This is a genomic window from Flavobacterium sp. P21, assembly GCF_050632225.1.
Classification (GTDB): Bacteria; Bacteroidota; Bacteroidia; order Flavobacteriales; family Flavobacteriaceae; genus Flavobacterium.
Genome location: NZ_CP192585.1, coordinates 3,077,956 through 3,094,069, shown reverse-complemented (window position 1 = coordinate 3,094,069; position 16,114 = coordinate 3,077,956). Strand labels below are relative to the sequence as shown.

Below are 16,114 nucleotides of genomic sequence, written 5' to 3'. Positions count from 1 at the left end.
ATTATGAAACTTTCAGAAATTAAAGAAGTGCTTAAAACAGTAGAAGCTGTAAATTTTGAACTGCCGGACGGCACATTTGTACCGGAATATTTTCACGTAACTGAAGTAGGCTTGGTTACCAAAAACTTCATCGACTGCGGAGGAACAGTAAGAAAAGAAACAGTTGTAAACTTCCAGCTTTGGGATGCCAATGACTACGAGCACAGGCTTAAACCTCAGAAACTGATCCACATCATTGAGCTTTCAGAAAAAGTATTGGGAATTGAAGACCATGAAATTGAAGTGGAGTACCAGAACACTACTATCGGCAAATACGATTTGGATTTTAACGGTAAAAACTTCACTCTACTTAACAAACAGACAGCCTGCCTTGCTCAGGAGCAGTGCGGTATTCCATCAGACAAGCCTAAAGTAAAATTATCTCAGTTAAATACTGACAATGCTAATTCATGCACTCCGGGCGGAGGATGCCGCTAATCAATAAACAGATAATCAATAACCCTTTACAGCCAAAAAAGTATGTTATATCCACAAATTGAGAATACCGTCAAATCATTTGATTTTAAGCAGATCTCCGAAGATCGCAAAGCAGTACTGCGACCATTAATCGACTTCATTCAGACTAAAGTGGACAGTAATCTGGAAACCAGACTAAACCTAATCTGCACGCATAATTCCAGAAGAAGCCACTTATCGCAGGTTTGGGCGCAGACTGCGCACGCCTATTACGGCATCAAAAACGTATCATGCTATTCAGGAGGAACAGAGGCTACCGCCCTTTTCCCAATGGCGACTGGAGACTTTGAAGGATTCAGGATTCAACATCAAAACGCTTTCAGAGGGATCAAACCCGGTTTATTCCATAAAATATTCAGCGGATGAGCTTCCAGTCGTAGGCTTTTCCAAAACCTATGATGATGATTTCAATCCTGAAAGCGGATTTGCCGCAATAATGACCTGCTCGCAGGCTGACGGCGGATGCCCGTTTATAGCAGGCGCAGAGAAAAGAATTCCGATTACCTTTGAAGATCCAAAAATTTCTGACGGAACGCCTCAGCAGAAAGAAACTTACCTGGAGCGCGACCTGCAGATTGGAACTGAAATGTTTTACGTATTCTCACAAATAAAAAAATAAAATGTCAGCAAATAACTGTGCACCAGTCGTCGGACGCAAAAAGTTAAGCTTCCTTGACCGCTTCTTGACCCTTTGGATTTTCCTTGCCATGGCTATAGGAGTGGCAGTAGGATACTTTATTCCTTCAAGCGGAGATTTCATCAATTCTTTCTCCAGCGGAACAACAAACATTCCATTGGCAATAGGGCTTATCCTGATGATGTATCCGCCTCTGGCAAAAGTAAAATACGAACAGATGGGACAGGTTTTCAAAAACACTAAAGTCTTGGGCGCATCTTTATTCCTGAATTGGATTGTAGGACCTGTCTTAATGTTTTTATTGGCGCTACTGTTTTTGAACGGATATCCTGAATACATGATTGGGGTGATCCTGATCGGTCTGGCACGTTGTATCGCAATGGTAGTGGTATGGAACGATCTTGCCGATGGAAACCGTGAATATGCGACAGGACTTATCGCCCTTAACAGTATTTTTCAGGTACTCCTTTACAGTGTATACGCTTACATTTTCATAACCATCCTTCCTCCCTATTTTGGATATGATGGTTTTGAAGTCAATATCAGCATTGCGCAGATTGCCGAGAGCGTCGGTATCTATCTAGGTATTCCTTTTGCTCTGGGAATCATAAGCCGTTATGCTTTGATAGCCCTAAAAGGTTCTGAATGGTTCGAAACTAAGTATGTGCCTTTTATCTCGCCGATTACTCTTATTTCATTGCTCTTTACAATTATTGTAATGTTCAGCCTGAAAGGGGAACTTATTGTTCAGATCCCTATGGACGTAGTGCGTATTGCAATACCGCTTGTCATATACTTTACTTTGATGTTTGTCATCAGTTTCTTTATCGGCAAATATTTTGGAGCTGACTATTCAAAGGCAACATCTATAGCATTTACAGCCACCGGCAATAATTTTGAACTTGCTATTGCCGTAGCAATCGGCGTGTTTGGAATAAACAGCGGTCAGGCTTTCGCAGGAGTTATTGGTCCTCTGGTAGAAGTGCCTGCTCTTATCGCATTAGTTAACCTTGCATTCTGGTTCAGAAAAAGATTTTATTTAAATCAGGCTTCGAGTCAATAAATGAATCTAAAAACAGGATATGAATGGAAAGCTTTAATTTGTTTTTAAAGAGCATTGCTCCTATCAGCGATCAGGAATTTGAAAATTACAGTCCGTATTTCAAAATAAGGACATTAGCCCGAAACAGTTATTTTGCTCAAATTGGTAAAATCTCACATGAAGTAGCTTTTATTAAAAAGGGGTCGCTGAGAACTTACTATATAAATGAAAAATCCGAAGAAGTGACTTCGTGCTTCTGTTCAGAAAATAATTTGACAACTTCCTACAAGAGCTTTATTTCACAGCGACCTTCGGAACTTTCCATTCAGGCCGTAGAAGATACTGAACTTATAACAATCAGTTACAATGACCTGCAGATTCTCTATCAAAAAGTCCTCTTTGGCAGAATATCGGAAGGACAATTGCCGAGCGGCAGTACATGGTAATGGAACAGTATGCAAGTGTTTTGTGCAATGAAAGCGCAAAGGAAAAATACATGCGTATGCTTAAGGAACAGCCCGCAGTTGTAAACAAGGCTTCAGTAAATGATATTGCAAGCTATCTAGGGATAACCCGCAGGACTTTGAGCAGAATAAGAAATGAGATAGCACAAAAATAGAGGACATTTGTCCTTAGTTTTAATTATGCTTCCCCATAGTTTTGCTTTTATAATCAATTAAAAATAAAATGGAAACAGCAATTATCATTTCATCCTTCTTTCTTGTTCTTTTTGCGGTCTTGGCCTTATATGATGGCTTCTATCTGCATATTTTCAAATACCAGCTTCACAATCGGGAAGAAAGTAAAACCGAGCACATTACCCATACATTCAGAGCTGTTTTCTTTCCGGCAATCCTTTATTTTTTATTCTTGAAACAAAATAATCATACGGCTTTTGTAATAGGCTTAACCATTGTCCTTTTAGACATACTGGTGCTTGGGTATGACGCTTTTATAGAAAAGGACAGCAGGCAGTTTATGGGAGGGCTTCCTCGCTGGGAATATATTGTTCATTTATTCGTAAATGGGTTTCATTTTGCGTCAATTGCGGTTTACCTCTCCATCAGACTTACTTTTCAAAATGGGGAAATAATGATTTCTAATACCAATCAATCTCCAGGCTACTTTAATTTGTTAATTGTAAATCTTTTACCGGGAGCTATCGTAATGGCGATTCTTCATGTTTTCTTATGCATGCCAAAAACAGCCCCTATCTGGAATAATTTCAGAGGCAAAATCAATTGTTGTTAATCCCGCTTTCTTCAAAAGCAGAACAAAAAAACTATGAGTTTGGAAATAAATACTATTCACAATCAGTTTTATATCATTTTGGGCAAATATATTAAGGCACGTATAAATGATACGGGCGATGCATCTGATGTTTTGCAGGAAGTTTTTATTAAGATAAACGAGAATTTAGGATCACTGACTGAAGAAAGTAAATTAAAAAGCTGGATTTTCACGATCACAAGAAATTCCATTATTGACTATTACCGAAAAAATTCCAATCATAAGAAATCAGAACTGACCGAATGTATGATGCAAAAAATAATGCATGAAACAGATTTTGATACTTCAGAAAGTCTGGACTGTTGTCTAATGAAATTCATTGAGCGCACGCTGGAAGACTATCGGGATATTATCATGGATAGCGAAATCCATGGAATTAAACAGAAAAACTTAACAGAAAAATACAGCCTTGCCTACCCTTCCATACGATCTAGAGTGCAGAGAGGCAGATCCAAATTAAAGGAAATGCTTCTGGATTGCCGCAGTATTGAATTAGACCGCCGTGGAAATGTTATGACTGTTACGTCTAAAAAATCATGCGGCGGAGGAAAATGCTGATATCACCAAATCATTTTTGGAAACTTCATATATAAAAATTCAGGCTGTTAGAAAAAAATCATCAAAGTCTGCATCATTTTTAGATTAGTACGTCTTAAGTAGTATTAATCATTAAAAATTAAAATTATGAAAAACAAAATGTACCTTACTCTTGCGAGCATTGGTATTGTCTGCTGGAAGTATCTTCGCTTATGCGAACTTATCAAAAACTGATGCAAAGAAAAACTGCACTGAAAAATGTTCTACGCATTGCTGTAATGACGATTCGGGAACTTGTTCTCCGAAAGATTGCAAAAAGTAATATTTCACGTTACTACTTAAAAGACAACTCAAAAAGTTGTCTTTTTTTATGCGCAGGAATCATTCATAAATTTAATTCAAATGTTTTGTATTTTAGCATTTGCTTAAATAAGCAAATGATATATATTTGCATTATGGAAGATATAACTTGTATACGACAACAGGCAGATATAAAACAAATAGTCCGCTGTAAAGACAGAGTGCTAGAACTCAATGACTCTTTTGATTATTTATCCAATGGGCTTGAATTGGCTGGTAATAATGTGAGATTAAGAATTCTCTTTTTACTTTATGAAGAAAAACAGCTCTGTGTATGTGACATAAGTGATATTCTTGACATGAGTATTTCTTCAATTTCGCGACATTTACGAAAACTAAAAGACAGAAAACTTATTGAAACTAAACGGGAAGCGCAAACCATTTTTTATTCATTGGCAAACGAATATGAAAAAATGCTAAAACCTTTCTTCGAAATTTTAGAAAAAATATGAAAACAGAGAATAAAATAATTGGAGCTGGATTTTTTACAGCAATAGTCGCTTCATTGTGCTGTATTACTCCCATATTAGCACTCGTTGCCGGAACAAGCGGGATTGCATCTGCTTTTTCATGGCTTGAGCCAATGAGACCTTATTTCATCGGCCTGACTGTTTTAATTATTGTTTTCTCTTGGTATCAAAAGCTGAAAACTAAAAAGCAGTTAGACTGTAACTGCGATACACAAGAAAAATCAAAATTCGTTAATTCTAAAATGTTTTTAGTAATTATCACCCTATTTGCGACCCTTTTGCTTTCGTTTCCTTACTATTCAAATATTTTTTATTCAAATACAGAAAAGAAAATCTTAGTCTCCAATAAAACCAGCGACCAAAAAGCTGAGTTTACAATTAGCGGAATGACTTGTGCCAGCTGTGAAAAACATGTGAATCACGAAGTGAATAAATTGATTGGAATAATAAATTCAAATGTAAATTATACTAATGGTAACGCAATTGTAGAATTTGATAATTCCAAAACTAGTATTAATGAAATTGAAAAAGCAATAAATTCAACAGGCTATACAGTAACTAACAAAAAATTAAAATGAAAATCGTTCTACAATCAATAATAACCTGCCCCCTTTGCTCCCACAGTAAAGAAGAAACTATGCCAACTGATGCATGCCAATTTTTTTACGAATGTGAGAACTGCAAACAAACTCTTAAACCAAATCAAGGTGATTGCTGTGTATATTGCAGTTATGGAACTGTGCCATGTCCACCAATTCAGCAAGATAAAAAATGTTGCTAAATTGAATAATTTCTAATGGACAGTAGATTATCATGCACAAATTTTGATTAGAAAATTTTAAGAATAATAATTTAAATTTACTGATGACATTTTTTTCACTCTCTTCAACTTAAATCTATAAGTTATTATGAAAGAAATCACATCTATTACTGAATTAACGATTTTTAACATTTAACCCTTACGATACATACAAACCGTTTCTCAACAAACTTTTAAAATAATTATCTTACAAATTCACTTGAAAATAAGCTAATTTCTTTAAATCGTTCATAGAATGATTTGTAAATTGTGAACTAAACGTCACCACATAGCCAAATAGCACCAATTGAAGACAATTGGTGCTATTTTTTTATTGTTTTTAATCAAATTATCAACCTATCTACGATGCATTTTATATTAAGGCATCAGAACTAAAAATAAAACCAAGCGGCCAATGCGATACCATGTAATTGTGCAAGTATCGCTTGCACAATTGAAAAATCAGTGCAAGGCTCAGAAAGGTTCTGCCGTATCTTCTATTTCAAAAAGAAAACCTCTACTTTCAGGAGAATAACTTGTCGAATCAGCATTGAATTGCCAATGATTTTTTAATGCAACAATTGGGTTGGACTATCAGTTCTCAAAAGAAGAAACAGGACTTCATAGCGGCCCTAGCCCCGATAGCAGTGAAAATCCTTTTGTGTCGGGGTTTGGCACAAAAGATTGAAAGGTATAGCGGGAAGAGCTCCTAAAAAACATTTAAGCATACCTACACTAATTTAAATAGCATTTCAATAGCTCCATCTTCGATTACTGCTTGTCGCTTAATCAGGCAAAAAAACAATTAATTCCAGTTTTTAATTTCCTATATCTATTTGGAAAGATTCAATTCGTTTTTAAAGAAACTATCAATTTCAAAAAATAGATGGCGACTATTCGGTATTAATGATTTTCCTTCGGTGTCAAGTAATAGAAATTCTGGAGCGTAATCAGTATAATAATTTTCTGCAACGGTCTTTTTACTGTTTGGAAGTCCTGACAAATTATACCAAGTCATTTTTTCTTCTTCAACTGCTTGTTTCCATTTTTGAAAATCAGTGTCAATACTTAAATAAACGATGCTGACTTTATCTCCATATCGCTGTTCTATATTTTTTGCAAATTTGATCTCATACCTGCACGACTCGCAATCACTTGACCAGAAAACAACTAGCACGTATTTTTTGCCATTTAAAACCGATTTAAAATCATATGCAACCCCATTCACATCAAACCAATTAAAGCTTGTTGCAAATTCACCTTTTTGCAAGCATTTTTATTTTACTTAGGTATTTTTTTATGGCAAGCATAACTTCCAGAATTTTTCAATTCATCAGAAAACAATTCGATAATGCTAGCGATATCATCCGTTTGCAAACTTCCTCTTTGAAAATAAACGGCCTGCAATACACTGTAACTATCAGGATGTTTTTTAATAAAATCTTTATTTACATAATGATAATTTAAATCATGTGTATTCAACCAACTGTACAACTTGTGCTCTTTTAAACCTATAGAGGAAACTTGAACATAAGGCATTCCAAGCCACTCGGGATAGGTACAACTGAGTTTTATATCCTCGTTTCCAACTAAAAACTCTCCATCATAGCCATACTCCTCAGAAAGCGCTGCGTCTTTGACTGCAAGATCAGTTATTTCTTCATTATTTTTTAACAGCACAATAGTTGTCATTCTTGTTTCCGGTACAGAAAAATGATACTCAAATTTCCCTCCTATAGCCTTTATGGTATCAATTGTCTCGACAGAATCTCCAAATTCTGCATAGCCTGTCATTTTTATTACGACATGATCAAAATAATTTTTAATTGGAGAAAGGTCAGCCGTTATTTTTCCTTCTCTCTTATTTGCAAATGACTTAAAAGAAAAAAAGGCAATATTAAAATTAGTATTACTATATTTTTAATTTTCATAATATATTTATTGTGACAAAGTGTTAATTCAAAAACTAAAAAATTCGTAAATTTCTTACTTAATAAGTTATTTATTTACAATTTGAGCTATAATTAGCGATTCCATCTTTCCGCCAGTTAAAATGAGGAACTATATTTTTGTCCGTTTGAATACATTTAAGGTTGGGATTAAAATAGGCATGAAAATTCAGGTTTTGATTGTTTCCATTACTAATATTCAAACTCGTAAGTGAATTTGAGTTGCAATAGAGCGCATATATTTTCGGGTTTTGCGAAATATCCAAACTAACCAACTGATTGTTTGAACAAGTCAAACTGAGCAATAATGGATTTTGGCTTACATCAAGGGCAACCAACTTGTTGCTATAACAAACCAATTCGTTTAATGGAGCGTTGGATACATTTAATTTAACCAGCTGATTTTTATAGCGACTCAAGTACGTTAAATTTATATTTTTTGAGACATCAAGAGAGTTCAGTTTATTTTCGTCTAAATACGCTTTATTCAAAGCAATATTTTTGCTTAAATCCAAGTTGGTCAATGGCGTATTCATACAAACTAAATAACTCAAATAAATATTATGTGTTAGATCTAACTTGTTCAATGGATTATTACTACAAGAAAAATTCGACAAATAAAGATTTGCCGAAAGATCTATATCTGTTATTTGATTTTCAGAACATCCGAATGACATCAAATTAATATTATGTGATAAATCTAATGTCTTTAACTGATTGGTATTGCAGTAAAAATTAGCTAAAACTATATTTCTGCTTATATCTAAGGAAATTAATTTATTTTTTCCGCATCGCAATTCACGCAAACTTATATTTTTAGAAACATCTAGTTCATCTAATTGATTTCTCTCACAACTTAAAGATGTCAATTTCACACTTTGCTTTAAATCTAATGCAGTTATCCTGTTATTTGAACAATTCAAAGATATCAGAGCTTCATTTCTGCTAATATTCAATATGGTTAATTTGTTTTCTTCACAATTCAAAGTGGTTAATGCCAAATTATCAGATAAATCCAACTTGGTTAGCTTATTTTCTAAACAAATTAGTTTCTTTAATGAAACAAAATCATTTATACCGGTTAAATCTTTTATATCACGATTTCTAAGATGAAGTTCCGTTACTTTTGCAATATCAGCAGTAAGAACTTTTCCGTCTGGTACACCATCATCATAACCAGAATCCCTTAAAGCTTTTTCAAAATTAATATCAGGAATTAATGTGTATTTATTTGCATCTTGAGCCAAGATTGTATTGAAAAAAGGCAAAATAAATGAGAATACAGTAAAATAAATTCTCTGTTTTTTACTCTTTTTTGATGAATAGCTATTTGTAATTAACAACCTTTTTATTTTTTAAAATTAGTAAATTTTGTCTGACAACCTTTATTTCTTTTTTACTAAACTTAATAAATAAGAAATCCTATCTGTATAATATTTGGCATTTTTTTGATAAAAGATTCTGGCATCGAGTTTTAAAGCAGAATCATTATCCCACACAAATTTACCAGGATGCTTCACTTGAAACTCCTTCATGGTCTTTGCAAAATAATAATATGTTGTCTCTTTCCATTCCGCTTGTTTTTTTTCAAATGTCGCTCTTTCTTCTTCAGTTCTATTTCCATAAACAATTTCTAAAACAGCATTAAAAACTTCTGTTTCCCAGAACTGAAGTTCATGATAGTATTCTTTTCTGCAATTTAACTCTTCCTTGCTATTGGCTTTAATGCATTCATTAAGTTCTTTTTCAGCGGTTGGCAAAGGATCCGTAATATTTTGGCTAAAACAAGTTGTCAATGTTAAAATAAAAAATAAAATAAATTTCGAAGTCATTATTACAGTCAGTTTTTTTTACAAATTTTGGTTTTGCAATTATAATAAAAACGAAGTTAGGAATTTTATCAACTGACAAAGAATCACTAATTGCCTTTTCTCTTAAATTAAGTCTACTGAGATAATTGTAACCATTTGTTTTTTTGCCCAATTATACTTGATTTCTTTTTGCTATAAATTTTCCATGTGTCTATTTTTAAATAAACAATTATCTTAGAATATTTATCTACGAATTATTTTGGAATTAAACAGATTTTTACATCAATCCCCAACAGGACATCTAAACCAAATTTACATAGCCAATGGAAGACAGACACTACATATAGAAAGCCAATTTCTTCAAATCATCCAAAAATGATGTTGTAATTTGCCCTGTCTTTGTCACAAAGCCAAATGGCGCCAATTGTCTTCAATTGGCGCCATTTTTTTATTAGACATAATTGCTGATAGACTACAGCTGAAAATTAATTTATTCCTCACTAAAATAAAGCACAAAATAGCCCCGATAGCGGCTGAAATCCTTCTGCGCCGGGGTTCGGCGCAGAAGATTGAAGCGCATAGCGGGAAAAAGCTCCCAAAAAAAACAAACCTAAAAACCAAACCTAAAAACCAAACCTAAAACTATTGCCGTGTGGAACTGCATGATAAGCCGGCTCCCGGCTCTTTCTGCTCCTACCTGATATGGAATATCCGCTCTTGAGCTGATAAAGCCTCCCACGATGCTCCCATGACTATTGCCACCAGATTCTTAAGATCTGCATAAGTGCTGGGCTTCACGGCATAAAAATCCGCACCCAGAGCAAATGCCTTCTGCATTGTCTTCCCGGCACTGTCAAGGGAATAGACGATGATCCTTGCATTTCTGCTGACCAGCCCCATGCCTCTGAGCCTTTCGATGCACTCAAAGCCGTCCATGCCCGGCATATAAAGGTCAAGGAATATGAAATCGGCAGGCTCCTGCTCCGGTTTGGAAAATGCTCGATGAGCCGCTGTGCGCCGCAGAGCTCAAATATCCTGAAAGGCCGATCGAGCTCCAGAAGCGCTTCATGGAGCAAGCATGCGGTCGTCCTCATCGTCATCGGCAAGGCATATGATTATTTTTGGATCTTCATCCATGATCTGTCGGTTTTTCGTCGCCGAATAAAACCATCATTCAAGGATCCCTGAAGCCGGTCGCGCCACAGCCCTCGGCAGATCCCTGAAAATCGAATTATTCGGCTCTTGGTTCAATAATTTTCCAATTTAGGAATTCTGGCGCCCTGAAACAAATACGGAAATAGATTTTACATAATTTCCACCTTAAAGATGGGAATTATGTAAAATCAGCATAAGAATTCCGCTTCAAAAAACACCTAAAGCGCATCATTTATAGATATGCCCTAGATGCCTGGCTCTGCCTGGTCTGCCTGGCCTTTGAATTCCAGTTTATTTTTATGACAGATTGATTCTGTATTTTTCTTCTGTAGGCGAAGAAGATCTATCGGGCATAAACCTCCCTATCTGGAATACTTTTTCAATAAATTCAATGCTCTGGTCCACTGGCGTATTCTCGTCTTTCAAGTGGCTCGCAAAATGGCCTATCAATTTTTGGATAATCCTGGAACTGACCAGATCCATCTGAACCTCGTCAAAATGGATTGTTTTCTTTTTTGGAAAGCAAACTCAGCCGACACAATCTCATTCAGTTTTGCTTTCAATGCCTGGATGGTCGGTGCGCATTTTCGGCCGTTCACCCAGGCATACAGCTCTGATTTCAGATCCTCAATAATGGCTTCTGCGGCAGGAATATGCTGTTTTCTTCTCTCCAGCGTCTGATCGGCAATCTGGGAGAGATCATCCAGATGCATTAAAGTCACGCCGGGTATTTCTTTGACATCGGCATCCACATTTCGCGGAATGGACAGGTCCAGGATCAATAAGGGCTTATCAAGGCCAAGAAGTGTTTTATCAATAGTGGGGCTTTGCGCTCCCGTAGCCACAACCAGCACATCCGCCTTTTGCGGCTCTTCTTTCAGATCGCCGTAATCCTTTACGATGACATTTAGTCTTCGCGCCAGCAATTCGGCTTTGTGTCTTGTTCTGTTTATAAGGGTTATATGGCTGTTTTTGGTATGCTTTAATAAATTTACGCAGGTATTGCCGCCTATTTTTCCTGTCCCCAGCGAGCAGAATATTTTTATTCCCTGCATCGGCGGCATTCTGGATTATATACTGTACCGATGCAAAAGAAACCGACGCATGGCCGCAGGAAATCTTAGTCTCTGTCTTGACCTTTTTGCTCGCCTGGATTACAGTGTTTACCAGGCGGTCCAGAAATGTGTCGGCCAAACCTTTCTCTCTGTCTGCGGCTAAAAGCGGTTCTGATCTGGCTGATGATTTCAAAATCGCCCAGGATCTGGCTCTCCAAACCTGTCCCTACCCGGAACATGTGGCTGACGGCCTGGCTGTTTTTATAGATATAGCCCGACTGCTGAAATTCCTCCACGCCGCCTTTCGTATGGCCGCAAAGCAGTTTTATCAGTTCATACGGATGAGAAGCCCATCCATAGATTTCAGTCCTGTTGCAGGTGGAAATTACAATCAACGACTCTATGCCCTCGGTTTTGGCCTGCGCCAGCAGATCAGACTGGCCTTCAGCATCCAGGCTGAATTTCCCCTGATCAGGGCATCTGCTTTTTTATAGCTTAATCCTAAGGCGTAGAAAGTGGTGTTTTGGGAAAGCTTAAAATTTTCCATGGGATGGCTTTGATTAAAGATTCGAAAAAAGGGAGTTCTGCTCTGGAAAATCAGTACGCACCGGTATGTGCCGCCATGCCGGCAAGCGCCTCCAATCTGTATGGTCCCTGTATGCTATAGGGTCAAAGATGCCATGCGGCAAACTTGCAATAGCAGAGGGGTTCCTTTAGGCAGGCATGCTTGTTTTGGAATAAGACAATGTCTTAAAAGAAAACGCCGCCCGCAGAAAAAGGCGGCGTTTTTTGGGAAGATGAATTATTTTTGGACGATGGGCGTTCTCAATGATTCCAAAACTGCCACAATATCGGTATAAAGCTCTGTGTTTGAAGCAACGCCGTTCGCATTGGCGGTAGCTCCCACATAACCTTCGAATTTCGTATAGTCGGCACTGCTGGATTTTGTGCCCATTCTAGGGTTTGTCGCAGGGTTGTGCGCCGCCGCCATGCTCAGGCCCGAATACGTATTCACTGCATTTGTCCCTCCGGTGTTGAAGGAAAAGAAATCAGTCAGGTTATCGGATAATTTTGCAATATTTGTAGCCTGGGTCGATCCGGTTTCGGCCAGAAGGGGCGCAAAATGCGCCTGCAGGTTTCCTGATGCATTGGACTGGATATCGGCAACTATCAGTCCGATTGTTGAATTGACCACTTTGCGGAAGCTAAGGCGCCCCTGCTCGATCATCTGTCCTGAATTATCGGGATCGGCAACCATTTTAGTGCCTCCCAACCGCTCATATATGGATGCTTTTACAGGAGCCGGAGTCTCATCATCATTGCCGCAGGATGTAAAAACAGCCGTTGAAAGGAATAACGCGATTAAGGCGATTTTAGAATAATTTTTCATAACAATAATATTAAAGGTTAATTAAAAAAATGATTGATCTTCTGGGACAGCTTGTAGCCCAGACTGTTCTGGTCCATAGGACAGACTTCTTTGGATGCCAGATTTTCAGGCGGCACATAAGGCTGGGCCTCATAATGCCTTTTGGCCATCAGTCGCGAATAGACCTTTTTTGAATTGGTGATCCGGTTATTATGGAAGTAAACCACCACGTTTCTCTTGATAATGATGGAATCCGAGGTCAGCCCTTTGATGGATCTCAGATCAGCGCAGATCTGTCTGGCCTGCGCAGAATCGATAGCCTGCTTGAAATCAATGCGGCTTACCTGCAGGTTTGGAGTGTCATAAACCGCAGGCTTGGCAGTAATGATATGGAAAAGAAGAATTGCCGAAAACAGGACCGTCGTCCCCATTGCGATCCAAAGTCCTTTTTTGATGTGCTTGTTGATTTTCATACGTGATTTTTATAGCGGTTAGATTTAAGGTCATATACGGAAACTTTTTTAGGATGGTTTTAACAAGTAAAAAGAAAACTTTAGTTTAGAATTGTTTTAAATAATCTGAATCCTTTCCACAGCATCAGCAATGCCTAAAACAGCATCCCGCATCATCTTTTCATACTGCCCATGTTTTTGAAAAATATAGCCGGCAAAAGCCATGATTCGGATTTCAATGGACAAAAAGAGGTCTTCCTGCAATCTGTAAAAGAGTTTTTGGCGTATATAGGTGAAAAGCATTCCTTGAGATGAAAATCATCTCTGCTCTGCAAACCAAAAAACACGTTATGAAACTACAAAAAGCATGTGCCGTTTTAACAGCCGCCATAATCCTTGCAGGTCGCTCCAATGATGATTCCGCGACTCCGACGGACACCACCGCCCCTGCCGGATCGGTAACCTATGGCAAGGATGTGAAATCAATTATTGACAATAACTGCATTGTCTGCCATGCGGCGGTTCCCACAAACGGTGCGCCCATATCCCTTGCCACATATGCCCAGGTCAAAGAGGCCGTTTTAAAACGAAGCCTCATCATCCGCATTTCCCTTGAAAACGGCAATAGCGTGCTGATGCCCAAGGGAGGCCCCAGAATGCCCCAGGAAACTATAGATATAGTCAAGCAATGGGAAAAGGACGGATTATTTGAAAAATGATTTTAATATCCGCGGCAATACTATACTCTGACGCGGTCAGTTAAATGATCCCGCCGCAGGCAGATTTAATGCAGGAGCCTGCTCCGGTGCGCGGGTCGCCACCTTAATGTATAGTGGTTAAAAATACCCCTTAGAGAACCTCTGGTCAGCATTCAATTTCAGAAAATGAAATCCCATTTAAAGGCGATTTGATGCCCAATAATTATCTCATAAGCATAATAAGAGCTATATTTGCCGTTTCGGATATCAAAAAGAAATAAAATCATCTCATCTCCCCTAATGCCGCCCTGCAAGAACATACTGATCTTCCTGCTTACCGCCCTGCGTCTTCTCCACGGCAGTGAGCCTGAAAAGCTTTCATCGGCTGTATTCTCTGATCCGTCCATGGAAATCCTTGCAGGCTCAGATGCGGCAGACTTCAGCTCTCAGTGCACCGGGCGCTAAAAAAAGTGAGAATAAATAGTTCATCCAATGAACGGAAAACCAAACTCAAGCCGTCCGTTTGTGTTTTGAAAAATGAAAAATTCCGCTTTGATGCTGTTTTGGCGAACTGCGCCATAGACAGCTTGCTTTTCAAGAACAAAATAGCCTGCCGGCTGGACAGCAGCGACCTGCTTCACCTATTTCACCTTTTCTAGAAATCCCTTAAACAGCGTACCGCATATCCGGCCTTTGGGGGCCGGCTTTTCACTTCGCTAAATTTCCTTAATCTTTTAAGACTCGTCGCATCTTCACCATTTTTAGCCCCATAGGCCACTAGATCCCGTGAATTGTTTACCATTCAATGTTTTTCCTAAACATCTGCTGGATATCATTTCAAGTCGTTTCCTATTGCAAAACTAATCGTGTTTTATCTCTGCAGGCCTAATTGGTTTTAATCATTTATTAATCAGGATACCCGTATCCGCTCTCAAAATTCCATGAAACATTTATTCTTGCTTTTCATATCCTTGCTTATATGCCAGACGGCGGCGTCTCAAAAAAATCGCTGAAATTCTACCTTGAACAGCATCAGGGCAAAAAAATTGACACCATATTCCGCATCGGCACTTCTGACAGCATCAAAGCCGGACTCCCGGCAACATTGATATGCGGAAGATTTAAGGGACCGACCTTTGCCATCGTGTCAGGAGCGCGGCCCTCAGAACAATCGGCAGTACAATCACTTTTAAAACTGCGCCGCGAGATAAACCCTGAAAAACTGGCCGGGAGCCTGATCATAATTCCGATAATGAATCTGGATTCCTTTTTTCTTCCTGCCAAAATAACGGCCTGAATACGGATTTAAATCTGGATCAGTATTTTCCAGAAGCCCAAAAAAGCACCGTCAATGGGCTTGCGACCGATTTTATAACCACCCATATTTTTGATGCTACTGATATTCTTCTGGATATCAGATCAGCGGGCGACGAATGAAGACCTTATATCATATGCCAGCTACTATCATAACAGTGAACTTCCCCAGCAGGCCCTCTTGTGCTCGCGCCTGTGCGAAATCAGCGGTTTGGGAACCGTAGTTGCCAGGCCTTATCTTCAGCCTTGCGGGCGGCCTTCCAAGCAGATCTCCAGACAGGCAGTGCGCCTTGGCATTCCAGCCCTGAGCATAACGGCGGCAAAGCAGGCCGCCGCCGCCAGATCTGAAATAGGCCCGGCCATGAATGCTGTGTATAATATGCTGGCCCAGCTCAAAATGTATCAGCATAAACTGGCTCCGCAGGCAGTGCTTCCAAAAGATTCTTTAATGACCAGTCGCTTGTAGCCTCACCTGCAGAAGGCTTGTTCTACAGCGGCGCAAAGGCCGGCAGCGAGCATTATCAAAGGTGAGGAAATAGGATATATAACCGATGTTTTCGGCAGGAACGTAAAAATAATAACCGCGCCGGCAGACGGAACAATCCTTAAAAAAAGCACCGGACTTGCCGCCTGCACATCTGCCCCGCTTTTCTGGATCGG

At 38.6% G+C, this 16,114-nt stretch carries 20 protein-coding genes and 2 pseudogenes; 12 read left to right on the top strand and 10 right to left on the bottom strand.

Annotated elements, in window-relative coordinates; all coding sequences use genetic code 11:
* The first annotated feature begins 3 nt into the window (after positions 1-3).
* The 9 genes and pseudogenes from ACQ9BO_RS15500 to ACQ9BO_RS15460 all read left to right on the top strand — a co-directional run bounded on the left by ACQ9BO_RS15500 (position 4) and on the right by ACQ9BO_RS15460 (position 5,633).
* A complete protein-coding gene (locus ACQ9BO_RS15500; RefSeq protein ID WP_431241477.1) occupies positions 4-477 on the top strand; it encodes a DUF6428 family protein in 474 nt (157 codons plus the stop codon).
* A gap of 42 nt (positions 478-519) precedes the next feature.
* Positions 520-1,135, top strand: a pseudogene (locus ACQ9BO_RS15495) (protein-tyrosine-phosphatase).
* 1 nt (position 1,136) lies between these two features.
* Positions 1,137-2,216 (top strand): ACR3 family arsenite efflux transporter, encoded by a 1,080-nt coding sequence (gene arsB / locus ACQ9BO_RS15490; protein ID WP_431241476.1) that lies wholly within the window; start codon positions 1,137-1,139, stop codon positions 2,214-2,216.
* 23 nt (positions 2,217-2,239) lie between these two features.
* The gene (locus tag ACQ9BO_RS15485) at positions 2,240-2,641 is read left to right on the top strand and encodes a Crp/Fnr family transcriptional regulator (protein WP_431241475.1); all 402 of its coding nucleotides are present in this window, start codon (positions 2,240-2,242) and stop codon (positions 2,639-2,641) included.
* A gap of 241 nt (positions 2,642-2,882) precedes the next feature.
* Positions 2,883-3,446, top strand: a complete 564-nt coding sequence (locus ACQ9BO_RS15480; protein ID WP_111378127.1) for a hypothetical protein — start codon at positions 2,883-2,885, stop codon at positions 3,444-3,446.
* A 33-nt stretch (positions 3,447-3,479) separates the two neighbouring features.
* Positions 3,480-4,043, top strand: coding sequence for a sigma-70 family RNA polymerase sigma factor (locus ACQ9BO_RS15475; protein ID WP_431241474.1), 564 nt, complete (start codon positions 3,480-3,482; stop codon positions 4,041-4,043).
* A gap of 434 nt (positions 4,044-4,477) precedes the next feature.
* Positions 4,478-4,834 (top strand): ArsR/SmtB family transcription factor, encoded by a 357-nt coding sequence (locus ACQ9BO_RS15470; protein ID WP_431245130.1) that lies wholly within the window; start codon positions 4,478-4,480, stop codon positions 4,832-4,834.
* The gene (gene merTP / locus ACQ9BO_RS15465; RefSeq protein ID WP_431241473.1) at positions 4,831-5,430 is read left to right on the top strand and encodes a mercuric transport protein MerTP; all 600 of its coding nucleotides are present in this window, start codon (positions 4,831-4,833) and stop codon (positions 5,428-5,430) included. Before ACQ9BO_RS15470 ends, merTP begins: the two co-directional genes overlap by 4 nt.
* Positions 5,427-5,633 carry a GDCCVxC domain-containing (seleno)protein gene (locus ACQ9BO_RS15460; protein ID WP_012025078.1) on the top strand — a complete coding sequence of 69 codons (207 nt, stop codon included), beginning with the start codon at positions 5,427-5,429 and terminating at the stop codon, positions 5,631-5,633. The genes merTP and ACQ9BO_RS15460 overlap by 4 nt, the downstream gene beginning before the upstream one ends.
* Before the next feature lie 850 nt (positions 5,634-6,483).
* On the opposite strand, the gene ACQ9BO_RS15455 is transcribed toward ACQ9BO_RS15460, so the two are convergent.
* The 4 genes from ACQ9BO_RS15455 to ACQ9BO_RS15440 all read right to left on the bottom strand — a co-directional run bounded on the left by ACQ9BO_RS15455 (position 6,484) and on the right by ACQ9BO_RS15440 (position 9,432).
* Positions 6,484-6,921: a TlpA family protein disulfide reductase gene (locus ACQ9BO_RS15455; protein ID WP_431241472.1), complete on the bottom strand. Its 438-nt coding sequence runs from the start codon at positions 6,919-6,921 to the stop codon at positions 6,484-6,486.
* 11 nt (positions 6,922-6,932) lie between these two features.
* The gene (locus tag ACQ9BO_RS15450) at positions 6,933-7,445 is read right to left on the bottom strand and encodes a hypothetical protein (RefSeq protein WP_431241471.1); all 513 of its coding nucleotides are present in this window, start codon (positions 7,443-7,445) and stop codon (positions 6,933-6,935) included.
* A gap of 208 nt (positions 7,446-7,653) precedes the next feature.
* Entirely contained in the window at positions 7,654-8,847 is a 1,194-nt protein-coding gene (locus ACQ9BO_RS15445; RefSeq protein WP_431241470.1) for a hypothetical protein, read from the bottom strand.
* Between the two features lie 138 nt (positions 8,848-8,985).
* On the bottom strand, positions 8,986-9,432 hold the full coding sequence (locus tag ACQ9BO_RS15440; RefSeq protein ID WP_431241469.1) for a hypothetical protein: 447 nt from the start codon (positions 9,430-9,432) through the stop codon (positions 8,986-8,988).
* 403 nt (positions 9,433-9,835) lie between these two features.
* On the opposite strand from ACQ9BO_RS15440, the gene ACQ9BO_RS15435 reads away from it, so the two are divergent.
* On the top strand, positions 9,836-10,051 hold the full coding sequence (locus tag ACQ9BO_RS15435) for a hypothetical protein (RefSeq protein ID WP_431241468.1): 216 nt from the start codon (positions 9,836-9,838) through the stop codon (positions 10,049-10,051).
* A gap of 53 nt (positions 10,052-10,104) precedes the next feature.
* Here the strand turns inward: ACQ9BO_RS15435 and ACQ9BO_RS15430 are convergent, their stop codons facing one another.
* The 5 genes and pseudogenes from ACQ9BO_RS15430 to ACQ9BO_RS15410 all read right to left on the bottom strand — a co-directional run bounded on the left by ACQ9BO_RS15430 (position 10,105) and on the right by ACQ9BO_RS15410 (position 13,706).
* The gene (locus ACQ9BO_RS15430) at positions 10,105-10,434 is read right to left on the bottom strand and encodes a response regulator (protein ID WP_431245129.1); all 330 of its coding nucleotides are present in this window, start codon (positions 10,432-10,434) and stop codon (positions 10,105-10,107) included.
* A 429-nt stretch (positions 10,435-10,863) separates the two neighbouring features.
* Positions 10,864-12,168: pseudogene (hemA, locus tag ACQ9BO_RS15425) on the bottom strand (glutamyl-tRNA reductase).
* Positions 12,169-12,423: 255 nt separating this feature from the next.
* Positions 12,424-13,011 carry a hypothetical protein gene (locus ACQ9BO_RS15420; RefSeq protein WP_431241467.1) on the bottom strand — a complete coding sequence of 196 codons (588 nt, stop codon included), beginning with the start codon at positions 13,009-13,011 and terminating at the stop codon, positions 12,424-12,426.
* A 17-nt stretch (positions 13,012-13,028) separates the two neighbouring features.
* Positions 13,029-13,463 carry a hypothetical protein gene (locus tag ACQ9BO_RS15415; protein ID WP_431241466.1) on the bottom strand — a complete coding sequence of 145 codons (435 nt, stop codon included), beginning with the start codon at positions 13,461-13,463 and terminating at the stop codon, positions 13,029-13,031.
* Positions 13,464-13,559: 96 nt separating this feature from the next.
* Positions 13,560-13,706: a hypothetical protein gene (locus ACQ9BO_RS15410; RefSeq protein WP_431241465.1), complete on the bottom strand. Its 147-nt coding sequence runs from the start codon at positions 13,704-13,706 to the stop codon at positions 13,560-13,562.
* Between the two features lie 47 nt (positions 13,707-13,753).
* Between ACQ9BO_RS15410 and ACQ9BO_RS15405 the strand changes: the two genes are divergently transcribed.
* Positions 13,754-14,161, top strand: coding sequence for a cytochrome c (locus ACQ9BO_RS15405; RefSeq protein WP_431241464.1), 408 nt, complete (start codon positions 13,754-13,756; stop codon positions 14,159-14,161).
* A 158-nt stretch (positions 14,162-14,319) separates the two neighbouring features.
* Here the strand turns inward: ACQ9BO_RS15405 and ACQ9BO_RS15400 are convergent, their stop codons facing one another.
* Entirely contained in the window at positions 14,320-14,547 is a 228-nt protein-coding gene (locus ACQ9BO_RS15400; RefSeq protein ID WP_431241463.1) for a hypothetical protein, read from the bottom strand.
* 572 nt (positions 14,548-15,119) lie between these two features.
* Here ACQ9BO_RS15400 and ACQ9BO_RS15395 point away from each other — a divergent pair.
* A complete protein-coding gene (locus ACQ9BO_RS15395; RefSeq protein WP_431241462.1) occupies positions 15,120-15,437 on the top strand; it encodes a hypothetical protein in 318 nt (105 codons plus the stop codon).
* Positions 15,438-16,114: the final 677 nt, after the last annotated feature.

Excerpts from the sequence above, each read along its gene's own strand:
- ACQ9BO_RS15500 (WP_431241477.1), top strand. The coding sequence starts at position 4 with ATGAAACTTTCAGAAATTAAAGAAGTGCTTAAAACAGTAGAAGCTGTA.
- arsB (WP_431241476.1), top strand. The coding sequence starts at position 1,137 with ATGTCAGCAAATAACTGTGCACCAGTCGTCGGACGCAAAAAGTTAAGC.
- ACQ9BO_RS15485 (WP_431241475.1), top strand. The coding sequence starts at position 2,240 with ATGGAAAGCTTTAATTTGTTTTTAAAGAGCATTGCTCCTATCAGCGAT.
- ACQ9BO_RS15480 (WP_111378127.1), top strand. The coding sequence starts at position 2,883 with ATGGAAACAGCAATTATCATTTCATCCTTCTTTCTTGTTCTTTTTGCG.
- ACQ9BO_RS15475 (WP_431241474.1), top strand. The coding sequence starts at position 3,480 with ATGAGTTTGGAAATAAATACTATTCACAATCAGTTTTATATCATTTTG.
- ACQ9BO_RS15470 (WP_431245130.1), top strand. The coding sequence starts at position 4,478 with ATGGAAGATATAACTTGTATACGACAACAGGCAGATATAAAACAAATA.
- merTP (WP_431241473.1), top strand. The coding sequence starts at position 4,831 with ATGAAAACAGAGAATAAAATAATTGGAGCTGGATTTTTTACAGCAATA.
- ACQ9BO_RS15460 (WP_012025078.1), top strand. The coding sequence starts at position 5,427 with ATGAAAATCGTTCTACAATCAATAATAACCTGCCCCCTTTGCTCCCAC.
- ACQ9BO_RS15450 (WP_431241471.1), bottom strand. The coding sequence starts at position 7,445 with ATGACAGGCTATGCAGAATTTGGAGATTCTGTCGAGACAATTGATACC.
- ACQ9BO_RS15440 (WP_431241469.1), bottom strand. The coding sequence starts at position 9,432 with ATGACTTCGAAATTTATTTTATTTTTTATTTTAACATTGACAACTTGT.
- ACQ9BO_RS15420 (WP_431241467.1), bottom strand. The coding sequence starts at position 13,011 with ATGAAAAATTATTCTAAAATCGCCTTAATCGCGTTATTCCTTTCAACG.
- ACQ9BO_RS15415 (WP_431241466.1), bottom strand. The coding sequence starts at position 13,463 with ATGAAAATCAACAAGCACATCAAAAAAGGACTTTGGATCGCAATGGGG.
- ACQ9BO_RS15405 (WP_431241464.1), top strand. The coding sequence starts at position 13,754 with ATGAAAATCATCTCTGCTCTGCAAACCAAAAAACACGTTATGAAACTA.
- ACQ9BO_RS15400 (WP_431241463.1), bottom strand. The coding sequence starts at position 14,547 with ATGGACGGATCAGAGAATACAGCCGATGAAAGCTTTTCAGGCTCACTG.
- ACQ9BO_RS15395 (WP_431241462.1), top strand. The coding sequence starts at position 15,120 with ATGCCAGACGGCGGCGTCTCAAAAAAATCGCTGAAATTCTACCTTGAA.